The 21,736-nt window shown below is 36.5% G+C and carries 16 protein-coding genes; 4 read left to right on the forward strand and 12 right to left on the reverse strand.

The annotated features are described in order from the left end of the window. Positions 1-21 precede the first annotated feature (21 nt). The 9 genes from T479_RS20245 to T479_RS20285 form a co-directional block, all read right to left on the reverse strand. Complete coding sequence (locus T479_RS20245; protein ID WP_024363950.1) at positions 22-456, reverse strand: MarR family winged helix-turn-helix transcriptional regulator; 435 nt, start codon at positions 454-456, stop codon at positions 22-24. A gap of 195 nt (positions 457-651) precedes the next feature. Continuing rightward, positions 652-1,119, reverse strand: a complete 468-nt coding sequence (locus tag T479_RS20250; protein ID WP_024363949.1) for a YusW family protein — start codon at positions 1,117-1,119, stop codon at positions 652-654. A gap of 133 nt (positions 1,120-1,252) precedes the next feature. Then, positions 1,253-3,481: a YcdB/YcdC domain-containing protein gene (locus T479_RS20255; RefSeq protein ID WP_025220685.1), complete on the reverse strand. Its 2,229-nt coding sequence runs from the start codon at positions 3,479-3,481 to the stop codon at positions 1,253-1,255. 125 nt (positions 3,482-3,606) lie between these two features. Next, complete coding sequence (locus tag T479_RS20260) at positions 3,607-4,896, reverse strand: glycoside hydrolase family 18 protein (protein WP_025220686.1); 1,290 nt, start codon at positions 4,894-4,896, stop codon at positions 3,607-3,609. A gap of 326 nt (positions 4,897-5,222) precedes the next feature. Then, entirely contained in the window at positions 5,223-5,777 is a 555-nt protein-coding gene (locus tag T479_RS20265) for a hypothetical protein (RefSeq protein WP_025220687.1), read from the reverse strand. A gap of 138 nt (positions 5,778-5,915) precedes the next feature. Beyond that, positions 5,916-6,320: a hypothetical protein gene (locus T479_RS20270; protein ID WP_025220688.1), complete on the reverse strand. Its 405-nt coding sequence runs from the start codon at positions 6,318-6,320 to the stop codon at positions 5,916-5,918. Beyond that, positions 6,320-6,829 (reverse strand): RNA polymerase sigma factor, encoded by a 510-nt coding sequence (locus T479_RS20275; protein ID WP_024363944.1) that lies wholly within the window; start codon positions 6,827-6,829, stop codon positions 6,320-6,322. Before T479_RS20275 ends, T479_RS20270 begins: the two co-directional genes overlap by 1 nt. 396 nt (positions 6,830-7,225) lie before the next feature. Further along, positions 7,226-7,960, reverse strand: a complete 735-nt coding sequence (locus T479_RS20280; protein WP_024363943.1) for a hypothetical protein — start codon at positions 7,958-7,960, stop codon at positions 7,226-7,228. Continuing rightward, positions 7,953-9,290 (reverse strand): AAA family ATPase, encoded by a 1,338-nt coding sequence (locus T479_RS20285; RefSeq protein WP_025220689.1) that lies wholly within the window; start codon positions 9,288-9,290, stop codon positions 7,953-7,955. Before T479_RS20285 ends, T479_RS20280 begins: the two co-directional genes overlap by 8 nt. Positions 9,291-9,460: 170 nt before the next feature. Between T479_RS20285 and T479_RS23395 the strand changes: the two genes are divergently transcribed. The 4 genes from T479_RS23395 (at position 9,461) to T479_RS20305 (ending at position 16,557) form a co-directional block, all read left to right on the forward strand. After that, the gene (locus T479_RS23395; RefSeq protein ID WP_081769932.1) at positions 9,461-9,952 is read left to right on the forward strand and encodes a hypothetical protein; all 492 of its coding nucleotides are present in this window, start codon (positions 9,461-9,463) and stop codon (positions 9,950-9,952) included. A gap of 503 nt (positions 9,953-10,455) precedes the next feature. Beyond that, positions 10,456-12,204 (forward strand): methyl-accepting chemotaxis protein, encoded by a 1,749-nt coding sequence (locus T479_RS20295; protein ID WP_024363940.1) that lies wholly within the window; start codon positions 10,456-10,458, stop codon positions 12,202-12,204. Between the two features lie 184 nt (positions 12,205-12,388). Continuing rightward, positions 12,389-15,565 (forward strand): non-ribosomal peptide synthetase family protein, encoded by a 3,177-nt coding sequence (locus T479_RS20300; protein WP_025220691.1) that lies wholly within the window; start codon positions 12,389-12,391, stop codon positions 15,563-15,565. A gap of 236 nt (positions 15,566-15,801) precedes the next feature. Beyond that, a complete protein-coding gene (locus T479_RS20305; protein ID WP_025220692.1) occupies positions 15,802-16,557 on the forward strand; it encodes a GNAT family N-acetyltransferase in 756 nt (251 codons plus the stop codon). Between the two features lie 177 nt (positions 16,558-16,734). Here T479_RS20305 and T479_RS20310 read toward each other — a convergent pair whose 3' ends face one another. The 3 genes from T479_RS20310 to T479_RS20320 all read right to left on the reverse strand — a co-directional run bounded on the left by T479_RS20310 (position 16,735) and on the right by T479_RS20320 (position 21,666). After that, positions 16,735-18,213, reverse strand: a complete 1,479-nt coding sequence (locus T479_RS20310; protein ID WP_025220693.1) for an MDR family MFS transporter — start codon at positions 18,211-18,213, stop codon at positions 16,735-16,737. 728 nt (positions 18,214-18,941) lie between these two features. Next, positions 18,942-20,993 (reverse strand): HAMP domain-containing sensor histidine kinase, encoded by a 2,052-nt coding sequence (locus T479_RS20315; protein ID WP_227665385.1) that lies wholly within the window; start codon positions 20,991-20,993, stop codon positions 18,942-18,944. Next, the gene (locus T479_RS20320) at positions 20,980-21,666 is read right to left on the reverse strand and encodes a response regulator transcription factor (RefSeq protein ID WP_024363935.1); all 687 of its coding nucleotides are present in this window, start codon (positions 21,664-21,666) and stop codon (positions 20,980-20,982) included. The genes T479_RS20315 and T479_RS20320 overlap by 14 nt, the downstream gene beginning before the upstream one ends. Between the last annotated feature and the right edge of the window lie 70 nt (positions 21,667-21,736).

Below are 21,736 nucleotides of genomic sequence, written 5' to 3' on the forward strand. Positions count from 1 at the left end.
GAGATATATGTGTAAAATTTTTTATTTATTAATGGCATTAAGACCGACCTTTTTTAAAGCCATATTCATTATTTCCAACTCCTGCTGGTCCAATATTTGAAAAATTTCATTTATCTTCTGTTCATGGAGCGGAAAAATTCTATCCATTAAAACCTGTCCCTCATCTGTTAACACTGCATACGTAACACGACGATCATTAGCACAAGCTCGTCGACAAACATAATCTTTTTGCTCCAGCTTATCAATAACATACGTAATACTACTACTTGCAACTAAAATTTTCTTACCAATTACTTGAATAGGCTGTTCGCCATTGTGATATAAAAAATCTAGTACCCCAAATTCAGTTTGGTTTAAATCATATTGAAGCAAATCTTTTTTGGCTGCATCCTGGACAGATTGATAAGCACGGAACATAATCGTAAAAGCTTTTAAATAACGATTTTCTTCCTTCATAAGATGCACCCTCCTATTTACCTCGAAATTAAATATCTTTAATTCGAGATAATAATATCATAAAAAAATCCTGCTAGCAATCCTTTTATCTTAAAACCCTCCTATGGCATTTAAAATGGACTTAAATTGATTTCTACAAAGGCGTTGCAAATCGTAGAAAAAGCCCTATACATATTACTGTATAAGGCACAGCTACTACTTCAACCGTTTAAACTCTTTTTCTGTTCCATCCGCAAACTCCACTTCTACCTCAATGGATTGGTAATCATCTTTAATATTAAATACTTTAATAACCTGCTCAATTACTTCATCATTCGGTGTTGTTGAATCAAAAGTTAGTTGCTTCAATAATGGTTCAACCTTCGTATACGCTTCATCACCTTGTATTCTTTCATTGTTGCGGTCATCTTTCAATTTAACTTCTAAACCGTTCTTCTTATTTTCATATTCAATCTCATAAGATTCTGTTGGCGAATAATCGACATCCAATGCAAATTCCAAAAAGTTAAAAGGCACTTGGTCAGTGACATTTTCACCAGCTTGTTGATTTGTATTTTGCTCAGTTGGAGCATTTGCAGGTACGTCTTTTACCTCATCTTTGTTACAGCCATAAAGTAAACCTGTCGCTAATGAGAATACTAATAAATTTTTATAAATTCGCATTATCTTCACTCCTTTTCTTACATTTATTCTTCCCTAAAACTGGTCCAATTAAACGGCAAAAAGGTATCTCTTCAAGTCAAGAGATACCCTTTTCCTCCATCCTAAACAGATGGAAGAATTCATTCAAATTGTCCTAGTAGAAATTACGACTAGCATTATTTTCATGAATAGCACGAGCTAAGCGAAGTGTCGACACAGCTAAATCAGCATAACTTACTTCTGCAGTTGCATTAAAGTTATTTTGCTGTGCATCAATTAACCCCATTGCGCTTGCTAATGCAACATATCCTGTATACGCTGGGTCGATAGTGCTTGCATCCGCGAAGTTTAATTTGTAAATATCGCTATGCTTAGCAGCACTTTCTAAACGTAATACACGGATATACCATTCTGCAAGTTCCTGACGAGTCAATTTCGCATCAACAGCAAATTCATTTGCAGGTTGTAATACACCCATTCTTACAGCTTGCTCAACCACTCCGTATAACGGATGTTTCGCATCAATATTACTAAAGGATTGAGGCGCTTCATCTTCATTTCCATATGGTCCGAAATATCCATATGTTAATGATTTAAGCATAATTTTCAATGCCTCACCTTTTGTCACAGATGTATCAGCATTAAAGCTTGCTGGATCTTTTACTTCCAACACATTTTGAGCTAATAAGTAATTTAGTTCCTGTCCAGCCGTTGGGTGCGAAATTTGTGGTTTACTATTTGAATCGCCCACACTATTCACCCATTTGCCAGTTGTTGCATCAATTTGATTGAAAAGGCTACCTTCATAAGTCGGTGCATACACTAAATCATAGTGGTTATTATCCTCTTTGTCCTGCTTCGCGTACTGCAGTTTTAACTTTAATGCATTACTAAATGTTTCCTTCACTTTATCTGCTGGTACAGCCTTACTTACAGCCGGCCAGTTATCAATTTTCTGTTGGTTAATTGATAGTGAGCGCAATGAACCGTCTGATCCGATGCTTACATAAATTTCATCACCAACAACAGCAATTCCATTGACTACGCGTGGGAAGGAGAAGCTATATTGCTTACCATAACTATCATAAGCAAAATCATCTAAAGGTTTTGCATAGTTATGAATATAAGACGGAGCCCACTCTTTTAAGTAGTCGATTGCTTTTGCCATCGCAGCATCTTTAGTAATTGTTTCTGCATTTTTATCTGTTACCATGAAATCTCTACGTACATCATAGAATTGAGTAATTTCACCAGTTGCCTTGTTAATTTCAAGTGACGCACCAGTGCCACCTCTATCGTAATTATACATATAGTTTACAGAGTAGAGTGTTTCACCGTTTTCATTTTCTCTTTCATCAATCAGCTCAATTTGCAACTTCGCCTTATCAGGGTCCACTTTTAAGAAGGACTTTGCAAATTCCTCAACTTCATCAAGTTTCATGCCGCTTTTTCTTGGGGCAAGTTGTTCTGAAGAAAGCTTTTCAACACCTTTTGCTTTTGGTGCTTGCGATACGAAACCATTCGCTGTTTGCCATTGACCAGTTAATGCATTTACACCAGAGAAGCTTGATGTTGGCACATACACTAGTTTGACATTACGTTTTTCAGATTGGAAATTATAATCTACATAATAACGTAGCTCAACAGCAAAGTTCTCACGAATTTGTGCAAGCACATCTTGCTCACTCTTTTTCTTTTCTATACTATCGAACGTTGCTTTAGAAGATACATCTGAGTTGCGATATACTTGTACAACTTCTCCATTAGCAAGCACGCCGATAGAAATGAAATGGTCACTAATTGCTACACCGTTTTGTGTTGGTGCATACGTATAGGAATAAGTAATTGGTTCTGATAATGGACGAGTGAAATTATAATCATTAATATAATCATATTCATCTTCTTGCAACTTATAATTTGCTGTATTCGGGAATTTCTTTAAGAAATCCTGAGCAATTTTTTGTGCATCTTCTTTTGAATATTTTGCAGGATAGAGCGCATCTGCAACATTCGCTGGCTGGTAATAGAAGTGTTCAAGTTCTAAATTATCGCCCTTAAATGTGATGCTACCATAGATATCTTTTCCATTCACCGTTTTATGGAAGCTCAATTCATAACGAACAGTTTTATCATCGTTATAATAATGGCCACTTCCAGTATGGAAATCATTTTCTGTTAAAAAATTGAACTTTTCTGGGAAAAGCTCACGTAATTTTTTAATAAGTGTGCTTTTTGTTACTTTTGTTTCAGTAGAGGCTACTTGAATCTCAATTCTCTCTGGAGCATCCTTAACATTAGCAGAAGCTTGTGCCATTGGAGAAAGAACCCCGACAGAAAATGCAGTAGACGTTAAGATAATTCCTAACTTTTTAAATTTACCCAAAATATCCCTCCTAAATTACAATTTACCATAATTATATAATATATTACCAAATTAGGGAATAGTATTTACAGATTATTTCCAATTAGGTGAGCAATAGATTGGGTATATCCTTATCCCTATCATTGTCATTTTTTCACCACATCAAAATTCGAACCTATCAATAGCCAATTTTGCGGGAACGGTAGCCCTAATTTCCAATATCCTATACCCCTAAGCTTGTACTGCTTAATTAAATTGAATTTCGCTTGAATCGATCGCGCATCTTCAAACCAGACTACATGCGCTCTTCCTTGCTCGTCGTAATAGTCAAAGAAAGGTGCTTGTGCATTCCAATCATACTGAATCGCTGCATTATATTTTTTCGCAATCTCAATAGCCCTCTGCGGACTTACAGCCTCTGCATACGGACCCCCTTGTACAAACGGCAATGTCCAATCGTAGCCATATAGATTTTGCCCGAGCAAAATTTTACTTGCTGGCATTTCCGATACAGCATACTTCACAACAGCCTCCACTTCCCTAATAGGTGAAACAGCCATTGGTGGACCCGCAGAATAGCCCCACTCATAGGTCATCAGCAATACAAAGTCCACAATCTCCCCATGCGCTTTGTAATCATGTGCCTCAATCCAAGGACCTCGCTGATTAGCACTTGTTTTCGGTGCTAGTGCTGTCGACACCGTATATCCCTCGGCATGGAACCGCTTCACTGCTCGTCTTAAAAAATTGTTATACGCTTCTCGTTGATCGGCTGGTAAGTTCTCAAAATCAAAATGAATATCTTTGATGCTTCCTACGCGCCTCGCTTCATTAAGAATGTTGTCAAAAAGCACATCTTGCACAGCAGTACTTTGAAATATATCTCTTGCTAGTTCTCCGCTAAATTGGAAGTTCTCCAAGTTAGATACAACCATAGCCAGAGATGCACCTGTATCATTTGCAATTTCAGTCACACCATTTATTGGTGGCTTCTTTAGTGTCCCATCCCTCTGCGCCTCATAGCTAAATAACGCAAGATACGTTAAATATGGCGATGCTTCTCTAGCTTGGCTTAATAGCGCCTCACTTACCGCTGTTCCTCTTGGCTCTAAATATGCCAAAGTCTCTGCTTTTGTTTTCGGTGCTGGCGGAATATAAAGACGCAAACCAACTGATAAAATCTGGTTTGGATGAATGCCATTGACCTGAGCAAGCGTTAAATAATTAATGCCGAAGCGTTGCCCTATTGACCATAAACTGTCCCCAGGCTGCACATAATAAAAGCTCCCTACGATTGGAATGACGAGCGCTTGCCCAACAACTAATCGATTGGGATCTGGGATTTGGTTGGCATCTACTATACTTTGAACGGTTGTACCATATGCCTGTGCAATGCCATATAAGGACTCCCCTGCCCGCACAACATGTATTTGAATGCGATTTGCCTCCTTTTTACGTAATGAAACCATAGCTATAAAGCTTATGATATAAAACAAGAAAACATGTCACTTTAGAGTGCCAGGCACTCAAACAATTCTGAATTCTTCCGGCAAGCAATTAAGTAAAAATCTACGAAGACTCCTGCGGGAACGCACGTAACGTAAGACGCAACAGGCGGCGCGACAGCGACGGTTGTGGCTTACGTCGTGCCCGCGGAAAGCGTAGTGAATTTTTACGATTCAGGAGCCGATATTATGCTAAGTATCTATGGTAAGTGCCAGGCACTCAAACTATGGTAAGTGCCAGGCACTCAAACAATTTATTAAAATGATTGGACATTACTTTGTTGTTTGCTTTTAAAGTATTTACTACCTGAACGGCAATAAAAGACGAACAGTATAAAAGCTATAAGCTGTAGTAGAATACTTATAGTAAGCGCCACCTCTTGCAAATTGGCATCTAAGTTAATAGCAAATGATTGTATAACAAAACCACATAGCATAAGCGTCATATATATTTGATATGTTCTAAATGTTTTCGCCTCGAAAGCTTTATTTCCATGAATATGCAATAACAGTTGAAATAGAAAATACATGAAAAGTATCAATAAAAATTGCAGCAACTGTACTCCGATTTGTCCTAACAGCAATGTCCCCGTCCATTGGTCCAGTTCCACAACAAAGGACAATACAGTTAAAACCATCGCAAAGTTCCTCGTCCAATACTTCAATTTACGAATTGACGGCAATAAATGAATGCCATAAGCAAAAAACATATAACCAAAGAAATCAGGAAAAATGTCAGGTAGTCCAAAAAATTTTAAGTCTAAAAAAATAAAACATAACCCATTATATAAATTATTGTAAGGATCTTTCATCAACGTTCCCCTCCCGCAAAGTTCTATATCTCGAATGAAAAGTGGTAGTAATACTTCACTGTCTCTATCTAAAAATCTACTAGCAGTGGATACATAAGTATCACGTTGAGACGGTACTACAATCGGTTCAGCTACACGCTACCAATTAGCGTATACTAGGTTCCCCACCCATACACACAATGACAAGGCAAATGTTATAAAGACCAGTTTCCCTTTTGTATAACCCTTGCTAAACACAAAAATAATAAATAACACTAGGGAGAGTAATACAAACAACCCTCCAGTAAACACCATTGTTTTCTCTTGACTGATAATAGGTGATGCCGTACTTCTTATTTCTAACGTTTGACCTGTAGTAATCATCCATAAAAAAACAAAAATAGCTATTGTCATAGGGATTGTGAGAAGTGGTGCAACAGTTAATTTTTTTGTTTTTAATTTTGGATTGTTTTCTAACTCTCGACGTAGGCTACTTGAAAATGCTTGCTCTGGCTCAATATCGGGACGATTTTTTAATGTATCAAATAACTCACGATCTTCCATCAATTTCTCCTCCCTACTTTTTTACGAAGTCTTGCCATTGCACGATGAAAGTCAACGCGTACCTTCACTTCTGAAATACCAAGAATAGCTGCTGTTTCTTGAATTGTGTAATCCTTTAACATACGACATATAATGATTGTTCGATCATGTGACTTTAATGTCATTAATGCTTGCTGTACAATTTGCCATTGCTCGTTTTTTTCAACTATAGTAGGAGGTTCTATGCCTTCTGTTAAAATAGGCTGTTTAGTTAGTTTCTCTGTCAATAAACGCTTAATCTTTTGTTTTCTATGTATATCTACTGCTGTATTCCGTGCAATCGTTAAAATCCACGTTTTTACCTTCTCTCCATCCTTTAAGTGATGTAATTGTTTAAGTACTTTTAAAAAAGTTTCTTGCGTAATATCTTCCGCTTCTTGTTTGCTATTTGTATAATAAAGCGCAAAATGGTAGACATCACGATGATAGGCATCATATAGTTGCTCAATCTGTAATTGATTTTTATGCAATACTTCACCCCGCTTTCTACATTCCTTAATAAGTCGTTAGTATCCAATATTTGTTACACATTTTATAAAAATTTTAGCTCATTGAAAAAGGGTGGGACAAAAGAGAAAAAGTGTTAGATTGACTGCCATCAATCTAACACTTTTTCGCTACGCCGTTGTTATCCGCTTCGGCGGTGCTTTCCGCTCAGCACAGTAAGCCGCAACCCTCGCTAACGCGCGGAATGCCAGCGTCTAACATTATGTGCTGTTCCCGCTGGAGTCACCACCTCCGCTACCAACAACTAGTGAAACACTTCTATTTTTTGCAAGTAGCCAAGTTCCCATAATAGCAAAAATTTACTAACACCTTTCCTCTATTCCTTAAATTTTTTAGTTATGTCCCAGCCTTTTTGTCCATTAGTCACCTACATTGGACGTAATCATGTCAAATAATAACGGCACATTTGTACCTCGTTGCAATGAGTTACAACCCTTCGTTAAGTGCGCCCAGCTTTCTTTCATCTTTTCCCTATAAGTTAATGTTCCATCAACAGGCAAAAACTCCACAAGATATTCTTTAATAGAGCCCGATAAATTGTCCATAAATTCATCTGCTTTCTGCACTTTTTCTGTTGCAACTTCATTGCGCTCATCCCATAACACATGCTCTAAATTTGTAGCAAAATAAAAAAGTTGATACGGTACTTTTAAACGATTAATACTAAAATGGTCATTGGCAAGCAAAATCTTTACGTTATTCGCTTTCATTTCATTACGCTGTTCGATTTGCTCTTTACGCCTCTCTGTTTTTACTAAAATGGCATCCTCTGTGTAAAATAAATTTTGCTCCATATCTGATTTGATTTTGACAAACTCTGGGGCGATAAAACAACCATCTGCATCTGTAATATGAATGACCGCCGTTAAATCTTTTGCTAAAAACTTATACTTTTCAAGATAGTTATGAATGACTCGGCTAACACTATTTTTAATGTTGGGGATTCTCTTTTTTGCATCCCACTTCGTCAAAATATCCTCTCGCTGTACATCAAAGCGAATCGTCGAATCAGAAAAATGTTCATCCAAAAAATCTTCTAAAATGATTTGCTCCGTTTGACCTTCAACAATCACTAATAGTACTTTTCTAGTCATGTTGCACACCAGCTTTTCTAAAAGCACGTTTTATTTTGAACGTTTTCGTTTCTTTATACACTTCCTCATCCTGTCCGCCAAGCTGTATCGCACGCAAATAGACATCTCGCGCATTATTGACCTCTTTAATGCCCTTTAGCTGCATATATCGATCATCCTCATTTGTTGTTGTAAACCATAAATTTTTAATGGCAAGCACCTCTAACACACGTAAATTATGGGACGTGAAAATAAGCTGTCCTTTTCCGCCCTCATCAATCACTGTTAACAACTCACCTAACAAATATTCAAATACACCCGAATCTAATTCATCGATTACGACGCATGCAGTCGGATTATTATAAACAGCTATTAAAACGCTAAGCACAGCAATGATTTTCAATATTCCTTCCGATTCAGTTCGTAACGGTAATTCCCGCTCACCCCGTTTGGATAAAAACTCAAAACGTATGCCTTTTTCACCGTTATCTAATAATTGCTCTGTAATAACGTGAATTTTAATCGTTAGCCCTGGAATAATGGTCGATAGTACTTGGTTGCTTTGCTCTATGACTTCACATAACACATTGAAAGCATTCTCTGGCAATAATGCTGGTCCTTTCAAATCATAAGGAATCGAGCCCCGCGTTTTTTCTAAATGAATACTAAAAGGCATAATACGCTCTTCAAATAAAGGGGCAATATTTTGGTTATTAATAACATGTAAGTCCCGATTAAAGTCGACTGCTATATTATGAAGCAATTCCATTTCTAAATCTAATAGCTTTTCTTGTAGCAACGGCTTTAAATCCTTATGGAAGACAAAAGACATATATTGTTTTCGTGCTAATTGTTGAACAACAAGCGTCTTTATACGGATCTTTTCACTCATATCTCGTAAAGAGCTTTTTCGAATTTGAACATCCTCATCTGCAACACTTACTAACACTTTTGAGCGTTTTCCTTTTTCATCTTCCCTGTAAGTCAAGCGCTCCGCAATTATGAACAGTCGTTTTTCATCTTCTTGCAATGTTACGGAATAGTTGACAAAAAATGTGCCGAATTGGTTGTCCACTAGAAATTCAAAATCCAGACTAGCAGTTTTTTCCCCTGCCATAATTAATCGTTTATCTTGTGATGGCAATTTCACTTCAGCAATCCACCCAGAAATAATGGTCTTCAACAAACTAAATGCATCGACAATGGTTGTTTTCCCTGAACCATTCTGCCCATATACCCCCACTACATTCGCTGTCATAAGCGAAGCAAAATTCACCGCTATTGTGAGCTCACCATTGCGTACATTTCTTAAATTTTGTATCTTTATTTTTTTCATTTTGATAATTGCCATTTCAAACATCCTTTTCAGTCATTTCTTCCTATTATAATTAAAATCGATATATTTTATAACAAATAGTGCGATAATGCCTATACTTTCTAATTTGTCTTATGCCATATGCCTATGACAAAGATAATATGGGACATATGTTAGAAAAGAAAAATGAAGAAAGGTGTGTTCTATTGGTCTATCCAAGATTAGCCCCTGAAGATTTTAATCAGCAATTCCGACCTGGAATGAAAATATGGGTTACACTCCCTACTGGTACTTATTCTGGTACTTTAATTCGAACATTTGGAAAAGACGGAAGAACTGCAGAAATTCAGCTAGATTCTGGACAAATTATTACAGTTGATGTTAATCAAATTGCCGCAGCAGGGACAGGTTTGCCTCCTGGCTCATATCCGCCACCATATCCGCCACCTTATCCACCTCCTTATCCATCCCCTTACCCGCCACCATATCCTCCTCCTCGTCCACATCCGCCACAACCGTACCCACCGCAACCGTATCCACCATATCCGCATCCGCCGCAACCATATCCACCACGTCCATATCCACCGCAGCCATTCCCACCTCCTCCATTTCCAGGCGGGCAATTACCAGGATTCCCTCGTTTAACACCTCCAGGTATTTCTGATATTTTACCTGGCATATTTGGTAATCCAAGATAAAAAAGGGCTTTCCATCAGTTCAGCAATGAACAAATGGAAAGCCTTTAATTTTACATAACAATGACCACCAACAATTTTTTCGCTTATGTTGGTTATAATATTTGTCCAGAATAATAAACACTTTATTTTAGCAGCTAGTCCCAGAAACAAAATATACTATTATTATTATATTTTCTGTTAATTATGTGCATAACCATCCGAAAACATTGATATAAAAACACTATATATTATTTCGCTCACCGAAATTTCACACTTTAAATAGGAGGATTTTTGGGTTGTGAATCGTATTTTTTGGCAGTATAGTTGATTAATGTTAGGGGATGAATGGATTATTTTACAATCAAAGAAATAATGATAAAAAGTATAAGGTAATTCCATATATTTGAATATCATAACAGTCAATTGTAACATTGTACTATTCCCATTACATTTGACTTTCGTATTATCGGCCGTCCCTTTTTCGCTTGAAATATGTCTTGTATACAATTTTAGGAGGAAGAGATATGAAGAAAAATAAGAAACAGCAAATGTCGATTAGCAAGAAATTAACCGTCATCATGGTTAGTATTTTACTATTATTTGGGCTAGTTACTACGGGATTTGCCTATTATATAGTGAAAAACAGTAATTTAAAAGATATGGACCAATCGCTCTATGATAAAGGGATGATTTTGTCTAAGACAATAGACCAAAAGACATTGAAATCCGTACTAGAAAGCCCAAATGCTGACAATAATGATGTCCTACATTTAACGAAGGAAATGGATGCCATTAACGAGGAATCAGACATTATTACCAATCTCTTTCTTATTACAGTAGATGGTGAAAATATTAACGCACCGGTTCTTTCCACAAGCGTACTTGAAGTAGGTGCAGAGTATAACCAAGACATGGTTGCCATGGGACTTTCCCCAGATTTTCTTGCAAGAATAAAAGAAGTGTTTGAAACAAAAGAAGCAACAGCTACAGATATTTATAAAGATGAGTTTGGAAGCTATAAAACAGGTCTTACGCCGATTTTAGATAAAGATGGTTCCGTTGTAGCTGCTTACGCCATTGATTATGATGTATCTATGGTAAATGCTAAAGCATTATCAGAAGCATTATGGATTCTGTTAATAACTGTACTATTCCTAATTGGTTCTTCTATCGTGGTATATACACTATTAAGAAAGAAGCTAACACCTATCCAACAGCTATCTTTACAATCTAAAAAAGTTGCGGAAGGTAACCTAGAGCTTGAAGCGTTACCTGTTCACTCAAATGATGAAATTGGCGTACTAACAACTAATTTCAATGTTATGATTGACAGCTTAAAAACTGTTATTAAAAGTGCAACAAATGTTTCTTCACGTGTTTCAAACTCTGCACAAGTTTTATCAAGCAATATGCAAGAAGCAACAGATTCATACAATAATGTAGCTTCGTCAATGCAAGAAATTGCTAGTGGTGCTGATATACAAGTGCAAAAAGCTAAAGAAAGTTCTATTACAATTGAGGAAATGAGTATTGGTATTCAACGCATTGCTATGACATCCAATCAAATTTCTGAATCTTCTATTTTAGCATCGGAAGAAGCTGAAAAAGGTAATGATTCAACAAGCAAATCTGTAGCCCAAATGAATGCTATTAGTAAGGCAGTTAATCATTCCGCATCATCTGTAAAAATGCTTGGTGAACATTCCGGCAAAATCGAAGAAATCGTCGGCATTATCACAGGTATCGCTTCCCAAACAAATCTGCTTGCATTAAATGCTGCGATTGAAGCTGCTCGCGCAGGCGAAGCAGGAAGTGGCTTTGCTGTTGTTGCCGATGAAGTGAGGAAGCTAGCCGAACAATCAGAAGCTTCGGCAAGAGAAATTTCTACGCTCATTACTCGTATTCAACAAGATACAAATGAATCTGTAAAGGTCATGATACATGCTGTAGAAGAAGTGGATAATGGCTTAATTATGATTAATGATTCCGAAAAATCATTTAGCCAAATTTTAACTTCAATTCACCATGTTACAGGGCAAATTCAAGAATTATCAGCAACGATTGAAGAAATGGCAGCAGGTATGGAAGAAGTTACTTCAGCTGTTCAAGATATGGAACACTTCTCAGTAAGTTCTCGAGACAATACAAGAGCAGTAGCCGAAACATCCGCTAGTCAGCTAAATACCGTGCAAAGAGTTTCAGAAGAAGCACAAGTATTATCTGATTTATCAGGTGAATTATTAACTGTTGTAAATACATTTATTGTAAAATAGATGTAATGAAAGCACTGAAAATAAACAAAGAGCAAGTAATCCCACAACCTTGTCGATGCAAAAACATCGACAAGGCTGTTTAATAAGAAAAAATAGCAATGTCTAATCCTATCAATAATAAAGTTACTTCTAATTGCACTAAAGGGGAACAATCCCCTACTTTCAAAAATAGGAGTTGTTATGATTGAAATTAAAACAAGACCTTGATTTATTTACAGCACATTATCAAACAAACACCCAAGAACAACAGACGTTACCATCCAATTGTACACAACTGTTAACAGAGGAAGATAAAGTATTATATCAAGTTTTAAATCAAACAAAAGCCTTTTATGCGAAAGATCAAACAATCCCTAGTGTATTTTATCAATCAGCGGAACGATTCGCAGAAAGAATTGCCCTGTCTTTTAATGGTGGTCGGATCACCTATCGTCAGCTCAATGAACGCTCCAATCAAGTTGCCCATATGTTACTAGACAATGGTCTCCAAAAGGGCGACAAAGTAGCTATTGTTATGGAACGTAGTCAGGATACTGTTATCAGTTTACTTGGCGTTCTAAAAGCAGGAGGTATTTACGTTCCAATAGATCCGAGCTATCCAAAAGAACGCTGTCAATACCTTTTAAATGATTCAGGAGCACCATTCATATTAATAAAAGAAGAACATACAGCGTTACTTACTAATTTATTACATAACGATTTTCAATGTCGTACAGTGTTTACACTGAATCGCATGGAAATCACATTCCCAAAAGACAATGTTTACATTGATCTCAGCCCTGCCGATTTAGCCTATATTATTTATACATCTGGCTCGACAGGCAAGCCAAAAGGCGTCATGCTAAAGCATGAATCTGTGATTAACTTAATTACTGATAATCAAAGAATCTACCAAGCAAGTAAAAATGATGTTTTTTCGCAATTTATCTCCTATAGTTTTGATCCATCCGTCACGGAAACATTTACTGCTTTCTTTTCTGGCGCTCGATTACATATGCTTACAAGTATGGAACGCATATCGATTGAAGCATTCGCTGAGATGATTGCAAGGGAAAAAGTGACAACAGCCACTATTCCAAATGCATTCTTTACGCAGCTTGCAACGCATCTCTCCAGCGATTACCAATATCAATTATCATCTCTTAAATATTTGTCTGTAGGTGGGGAAGCCCTTATGCCTGCGGTTATACAAAAGTGGCGTGAAAAATTCGGCACGACTACTGCAATCATCAATGTATATGGACCGACAGAATGTACCGTGCTATCCTCGTATTACAAAGTACCGGATACAATTATCGAACATCATGCTAGTATTCCAATTGGCAAACCGATTGCCAATTATGAGATGTATATTATTAATACCTACGGTCAGCTATGCCCTGCCAATGAAGCAGGTGAACTTTATATTGCTGGCGCAGGACTAGCTGCTGGCTATTTAAATCAGCCTGAAAAAACTGCTGAAGCGTTTGTCCCACATTTGTCCACTAAATCTGGGAAGTTGATGTATCGAACAGGTGATTTAGCTCGTTTATTGCCAAGTGGCGTAATTGAATTTGTAGGACGCAAAGATTCTCAAATCAAAGTGCGCGGTTTCCGCATTGAGCTTGGGGAAATTGAAACGGTGTTAAGTAATCACCCTAACATCCAAGAAGCTGTAATCCTTGCCAAAAAAAAGGACGATGGCAATAATAGCTTGTTTGCCTATTACACGGTATTCGGTGGTATGAAGGTGGAACAGGAAGCACTTCGACATTATTTAGCAGATCTTTTACCAGACTATATGGTGCCTGAACGTTTACTTGAAGTGCAGGAAATGCCATTATCTCCTACTGGCAAAATTGATCGAAAGCAATTAGCTGCCCTGAAGGTAACAACACCGCTACCAAGTCATTATGATGCGCCTGAAAATACAATACAGCAGCTACTAGCCAGTGCTTGGGAGCAAGTGCTAGATGTTGAACGTGTCGGCATTCACGATAACTTCTTTCATATCGGTGGACATTCTTTAAAAATACTTGAGATTTTAGTACAAGTGAAAAAACATATTCCATTTTTAAAAATTCAAGACTTTTTCCAATACCATACGATTGCTGAATTAGATTATTATATTAGTACTTATCAACCTGAAACAAATGAGGTATCCCAGCCAAAAACTGATTTAGTACGGAAAGATTTAATGGAACCAAGCCGTCTTATTACTGCTCACAATGTCACACCTTTAGCGATGAAAACGGTACTGTTAACTGGCGCAACAGGTTATTTAGGTAGTCATGTGTTATATGAGCTTTTAATGAATACGAACGCACATGTTTATTGTTTAATTCGACAAAGTGCACAGACAACGCCTGATGAAAAATTAAAAGATAGCATGTTATTTTATTTTGGACATGCTATTATCCCGATGCTGCAAAAACGAGTGACGGTCATCCAAGGCGATTTAAGTAAGGCAAAACTTGATTTATCTGCTAAAGACCACGCGCTTCTTACTGAAAAAATCGACGCTATAATTCATTGCGGTGCAGATGTAAGACATTTCGGAGCAGCAAGTCATTTTAACGATGTCAATGTGCAAGGCACTAGATACTTGCTGGAGCTTGCTAAATGTAAAATGGGTGTACATTTCCATTATGTTTCAACAATAGGTATCCCTGAGGAGCTTGCGGCAACACAATGGGGAGACAAACAAGCACTTGGTGATTTCGATTACAATGTTGCACTTTCAAATGTCTATAACCAAAGTAAGTTAGATGCTGAAAATCTCGTTAGAAATGCAGTGAATGATAGTATTCCTGTCTCAATTTATCGTGTTGGCAATTTAACATGTCATTCACAGACAGGGAAATTCCAACGCAATATAGATGATAATGCATTTTATCGTCTGGTAAAATCAATGCTTTACTTAGGAAAAACCCCGTCAGCTCATTGGCATGTCGATTTTACGCCAATTAATTATGCAAGCCAAGCACTTGTAGCACTAGCCCGTCAGCCAAAATCAAATGGGCACATATTCCATCTATGTAACCCGGTACCGTTACTTTATCTCGATTTTGTTGAGGCTATCAAAGATATGGGCTATGCGTTAGAAATTGTTACGGCGAAAGAATATGAAGATTGGCTATTACACTCGGAGCATCCAGAAGAACTACAAGATTATTTATCATTAGCCATTGCACAGCTTGACGGTGATGGCCCAAGCGATTCACCATTTAGAATGAATAGTGATAAAACACAGGACTTTTTAAAGCATACGGATATTACATGCGCAGAGCCTAATCCAGCCTTTATCCGTACAATGATTGGTTATGGCATTCAATTAGGTTATTTCCCTGAGCCAACGCCTGTTACAAGTACGATAATGTAGGAATTTAATAAACATTCCGCTGCTATTCCTTGGCTGAAGCGTACGTCAAAAGGCATCAAGATGTCACTCTCTTGATGCCCTTTGTCTTTTTTAGATGTCAGTTACTTATCGCCTTGGAGCGAAGATGTGCATCATTTAGAATTCTATTGCTATCAAGTGCCATAGTATTCACACTAATAGCAATAAAGTTTCAATCGTTACCCTTTTTCAAGTCATGCATAATAAGGAGATTTACAATGAACGATATTACTTTTGAGCATATAGAAAAAATTGGCCATATCATTTATGAAGACGAAATGTATCGGCATGTGCATTATCCAGAAATGCTGAGCCGTTATGATAGCAATTTTATTTTATTTAAAACAATGCCTGCATTAACGACATTTAAGAAAATGGAGCATTTACTACGCTCCTATCACCAACAACATAATCAGCGACATTTAAAATTTATTTTCCCGTCTAATGAAAAAATTCCGAGCGCTATTCACGGTTATTTAACGGATGAAAACTATGATATTGGATTTTTAGAGTTATATACAATTGAACCTAGCCATTTCCCTGCAAAGGTAAATGAACATGTTGAAGTTCGACCTGTGACTGACGACAATTTAGAGGCATTTTTAACACTGCAGTACAAAGAAGATTTAAGATATGGTGAAACTTTTGCCACTGAAAAACAAGCTTTACTCAAACACCGTTTTCACGATTCGAAGAAACATCAACTCCTTGCTTACTATGAAGGCATCCCAGTTGGTTCTACAGAGCTAATTGAAGAAGATACGACAGTTGAAATTGATAATTTATTTGTACTAGAGGCTTATCAACGGAAAGGAATAGGTACGCAACTTCAGCAATATGTAATGCAAAATTTTCAGCAAAAAACCGTTATTTTAGTAGCAGATGGTGAAGATACACCGAGAGACATGTATCAAAAACAACATTACATTTATCGGGGTTTCCAATATGAAGTTTTAAAGGTTGAAGGTCAATAACTAGCTGTCTTTAAACGATAATTCAGCATCACAACAAACTAGAAAAGCGATTGTTAGATTACCGTTTTTTCTTTAATTAGCGTAAATAAAAAGCTTCTCAAAAGTTGATGCAACTGATGAGAAGCTTTTATTTTTAACGTTAACTATAGTATTGGGCAGTATTCAACCGAGATTATGCTAAGATTTCGTTTCAGAGTGTGTTTCAACTATTTCTTTAGGCACCGCACGATAAACAGTAAATGCTAAAATAATCGCTACTATCGTGATAATAAAGGCAATAAGATAAACAAGTTCCACACCAGCTACCATTGCTTGGCTAATTGTAGACGGATCACTCGGATTTGTTGCCTTTTGTAAAAAATGATTTTGTTTGGTATTCATAATACTAATAAAAACAGCAACACCAATAGCGCCTACAACAGGCTGTAAAGTAGTCATCACTGCCGTTCCATGTGGATATAAAGATTTAGGCAGTTGGTTTAAACCATTTGTCTGTGCTGGCATCATAATAGCCGAGACACTTAGCATTAATAAAATATAGCATACTACAATTATCCAAATCGATGTTTCAGCCGTTAACCTGCTCAAAGTAAATACGGTACCACTTAAAACAAGTGTTGCTGGAATCATCAATACACGTGGTCCAAATTTATCGAACATCTGCCCCATAATTGGCGACATGAGCCCATTGAGTAAACTCCCTGGTAGTAATACGAGCCCCGCTGTTGCAGCCGTCAAAGCTAATGGTCCCTGCATAAATATAGGTAATATAATTTCTGATGCAAACATCGCCATAATAATAATGACAAACATAAATACAGCGTATGTATACATTGGATATTTGAATACCCGTAAATCCATAACAGGCTCTTTCAGCTTAAATTGCCTTAACGAGAACAAGACAACACCTATGACTCCAATGATAATCGTCAGATAAACGCTAGAACTAAGGAAACCTTTTTCACCAGCAGCACTAAACCCGTAAATAATTGCTCCAAACCCAATCGTTGAAAAAAGCAATGATAGAAAATCAATTTTAGGTTTTGTAACTTTCGAAACATTTGTTAAATACTTAAAGGCAAAAACAATTGAAAATATGGCAAAAGGAATAACAATAATAAATAGATAGCGCCAACCTAAATATTCTACGATCACCCCAGATAAAGTTGGTCCAATTGCCGGTGCAAACGTAAACGTTAGACCTACAATACCCATAACTTTCCCGCGCTTTTCTGGTGGATATAACAAAAGAAACACATTAAATATAATGGGCATTAACAACCCTGTTCCAATCGCTTGTATTAAACGCCCTACCAATAAAACCGGAAAACTAGGTGCAATAGCACAAATAATCGTTCCAATTGTGAACGTGACCATCACACCAAGAAATAATTGCCTTGTTGTAAACCACTGCAACATCAATGCAGAGACTGGAATGACTATACCCATGACAAGCATAAACCCTGTTGCCATCCATTGAACGGTTGGCAAGGTAATATGGAATTCATGCATTAATGTAGTTAAGGCAATGTTTAACAATGTTTCGTTTAAAACAGCAAAGAACGCACCGATAATTAACGACAACATGATGGGTAATGTTTTAACATTGGGGTCCTGTGATAGGAATTCATATTTCACCGTTTGATTTTGATTCATTTATTTACTCCTTACGAATAGTCATATTAAAAAATGCTTCATAGATTTCATTATGATCAGTAACCTATGCTTAAAAATTTGTATATTCCAAACAAATCCTACCCAATCCTTCCTAGTTCATATACCATTGGGGAATTCACCACCTTGTTTAGCGTCAGAGCTTTTCATAATACCCACTATAGAAAACAAAAAGATCACAAACATCTGCCTGTGATCTCAAAAGTAAAGGGAAAAAACCGTCCTATTTTTATGAAGTTAGCCATAGGGCATAAAACACCTACTTTTGATACCATCAAAAAAGGTGTAATTAGACAAAAATAAAAGAAAGGTTGAACAAAGTCGCCTTTCTAACATTGCATATTTTTCCATCGATTAAACAATCGTTCCTATATTTCGAAGTGTGATATATGGGAAAGATTCATAAAATGATGGAATTGTATTTTCACAAATATGAAATGAGGTATATTAAAACAAGACAGACTAATTCCGTTTACTCTGCATACACAAACAGAGCCTTTGACCATATTCAATTATTGGTTCAAAGTTGGGAATCGTAGTGTCATATTTAATAGTCCTCCTTTACGCATTTTATAATACATCACGAATTATAACGAACTTATTTGCAGAAGTCAAAGATTTCAAGAACAAGAAAAAATTATTTCAATAGTTGTTGGACAACAACTGCAAAAGAATAGGACACACTTTATGCATCCTATTCCTTCACTATTTTATTCATTTTGAAATTTTGGAAGGTAAATCATCGCCTTAAATAAATCGCCATCTACTTGAACGAAGAACTTTCCATCTTGGATTTGAATAAGGCTTTCAGCTATCGATAACCCTAATCCGCTACCTTGACTCGATCTAGATTCATCTCCGCGTGTAAAACGTTCCATAAGCTCATCGACTGAAATATTTAATTCATACGCTGAAATATTTTTAAATGTTACTTGTAGTTCATTACCTAAATCTTCAACATCAATATATACTCTAGATGCAGGCAGCGCGTATTTAAAAATATTCGAAAATAAGTTTTCAATGGCGCGCCATAGAAGCTTACCATCAGCCTTCACATAGACTTTTTCTGTTGGGTGGGCTAACTTAAAATCTAAGGATGCTGCTTCGATTTTCTCATCCATCTCTCCTATGCCTTGTTTTAGTAACGAAACGATATCAATTCGTTCTAATTGAACAGGCATACTGCCACTTGACGCTTTAGCCGCTTCAAACAAGTCGTCCGTTAAAAGCTTGAGCCTTTTCGATTTTTGATCTAATACATCAATATATTCAGCAATTAATTCCGGGTCTTCTTCGATTCTTAATAAATCGACATACGTAATAATAGACGTTAATGGCGTTCTGATATCGTGCGAAACATTCGTAATAAGCTCTGTTTTTAAACGCTCACTCTTGATTTCACTATCCACCGACTTTTTTAAACCATCGGTAATGCTATTAATATTCATGGCAAGTTGGCTAAACTCCCCTTTTCCATCTACTTCAATTCGATGATGAAGGTCACCATTTTTAATCTGCTCTACGCCTTCTTTAATGCGATTAAACGATTTCACCTTTTTCATAGCCAACCAGGCTGCTACGCCTAGTGTAATAGGAAACATAAAAAATGTAGCCACTACTATTAAAGGATAGCCGATAACAAGTAACACAATTTTTACCGCTGTACTCCCATTATCAAAAATGTTTTTCACCACAATAAAACATTTTTTAATAATTTGATAGATAAGTGTGTACTGCAGTAATGTTCGATTTTTAATATGCTTTACGAGTGATAAGACTAGTAACAAAGCAATTATAAAAATAGGCACCGTCAGAAGCAAGTTCATCTTGCGTAACACTTCAATAATCATAGCCATCCACATAGAGATTAAACATACGAGGATTACAATATTTAAATCATTATATAATTTGTCCATAACATGTAAATGCAGTTCTTTATCTTTGAATGACGTTCTGCCAATAACAATTATTAAATAAACAAAAGATACAATAAATCCTGCTAGATAGAACATAAACTCATTCAGTAAACGTTTGGCAATCGCTTTATCTTTTTGCCATTCCTGCATTTTTTGCTGTAAGAAAGATTCTTCAAACGCCACATAAATAACGTCTGTTTGTGGATTTAACTGTTCCACTTCTTGTGTAACATAATCTACGTACTTACTTTTTCCTACTTCTGTTGGATACAGCTTCTGTTGATAATCATCAACTAGCATATAGGCGCCAAATGATGTAAATTGTTCTTTTTTATTTAGTTCACTATTGGAGAAGATATGTTTACCGTCACTTGCATAATAGACGATTCCTTCAGATGCTTCTAAAGTGTTGAGTAAACGATAAAAAACACGTACTTGTTCCTTCGCACTTTCTTCTTTTTTACTTTTGATGTCATCTGCATACTCTTTTTCATATATGCGTCTATTTTCCAACTCACTCAAATTCCCATTGTATTTATATGAATATCGGAAATCATTATATAACTCTTCTTCAATTGCTCTTCTATCTTCTTTTGTTAGTGCCTTACCACTTAAAATATACTCTTCACTTTTATATTGTCCGATTAATTGCGCTAACGAAGCTATAATGCTGTAACTTTCATCAGCGAATACTTGACTTTCAAAGTAATTATCTTCATTGATATTACTAAGATAAACATCATTTAATTCCATGCCCATAATAGCCTTCGCTGTACCCGTTAAACAAGCGATAGCAATTAGAAACACAATCACTTTTGTAATCAGTGCATGACTAATATTTCTCAACTTTATACCCAACTCCCCACACAACTTTTAAATACTTCGGCTCTTTCGGATTAATTTCAATTTTTTCTCGAATTTTCCGAATATGGACTGCCACCGTATTTTCTGGGTTAACGGCGCTTTCATTCCACACCTTTTCATAAATCTCTTCAATGGTAAATACTCTTCCAGTATTGGCTGTAAGTAGCTTTAAAATTTTATACTGTACTGGGGTCAAATGAACAGCTTGTTTATCAACCGTAATGACTTTCTTTTCATCATCTATCATAAGACCACCCGTTTGGAAAATATGGCTACTTACTTCTAGACTGCCAAATGCCGTATACCTTCTTAACTGTGATTTCACTCGAGCGACCAGTTCTAATGGATTAAACGGCTTTGCCATATAATCATCTGCACCAATATTTAATCCGAGTATTTTATCATAATCCTCCGACTTAGCAGAAAGCATAATTAATGGAATCATATTATCTTGCCGAATCTTCATGGTCGCCGTAATGCCATCCATTTTTGGCATCATAATATCCATAATAATTAGGTGAATCACTTGCTCTTGAATAAGATCAATTGCCTCCACACCATTGTACGCTTTAAATACTTTATATCCCTCATTTTCTAAATAAACGCTTATTGCCCTTACAATTTCTTTATCATCATCACAAATCAAAATGTTCAACTACATTCAATCCTCCATCTCTTTAGGTTCCTGTAATCACTCCTATTGGATTCGTATAAAAATATAATAC

The organism is Lysinibacillus sphaericus (assembly GCF_000600105.1).
Taxonomy (GTDB): domain Bacteria; phylum Bacillota; class Bacilli; order Bacillales_A; family Planococcaceae; genus Lysinibacillus; species Lysinibacillus sphaericus.

What these genes read in the sequence shown, in the direction of transcription:
- T479_RS20245 (WP_024363950.1), bottom strand. Translation starts at nt 456, where the DNA reads ATGAAGGAAGAAAATCGTTATTTAAAAGCTTTTACGATTATGTTCCGT.
- T479_RS20250 (WP_024363949.1), bottom strand. Translation starts at nt 1,119, where the DNA reads ATGCGAATTTATAAAAATTTATTAGTATTCTCATTAGCGACAGGTTTA.
- T479_RS20265 (WP_025220687.1), bottom strand. Translation starts at nt 5,777, where the DNA reads ATGAAAGATCCTTACAATAATTTATATAATGGGTTATGTTTTATTTTT.
- T479_RS20270 (WP_025220688.1), bottom strand. Translation starts at nt 6,320, where the DNA reads ATGGAAGATCGTGAGTTATTTGATACATTAAAAAATCGTCCCGATATT.
- T479_RS20280 (WP_024363943.1), bottom strand. Translation starts at nt 7,960, where the DNA reads ATGACTAGAAAAGTACTATTAGTGATTGTTGAAGGTCAAACGGAGCAA.
- T479_RS20285 (WP_025220689.1), bottom strand. Translation starts at nt 9,290, where the DNA reads ATGGCAATTATCAAAATGAAAAAAATAAAGATACAAAATTTAAGAAAT.
- T479_RS20295 (WP_024363940.1), top strand. Translation starts at nt 10,456, where the DNA reads ATGAAGAAAAATAAGAAACAGCAAATGTCGATTAGCAAGAAATTAACC.
- T479_RS20305 (WP_025220692.1), top strand. Translation starts at nt 15,802, where the DNA reads ATGAACGATATTACTTTTGAGCATATAGAAAAAATTGGCCATATCATT.
- T479_RS20310 (WP_025220693.1), bottom strand. Translation starts at nt 18,213, where the DNA reads ATGAATCAAAATCAAACGGTGAAATATGAATTCCTATCACAGGACCCC.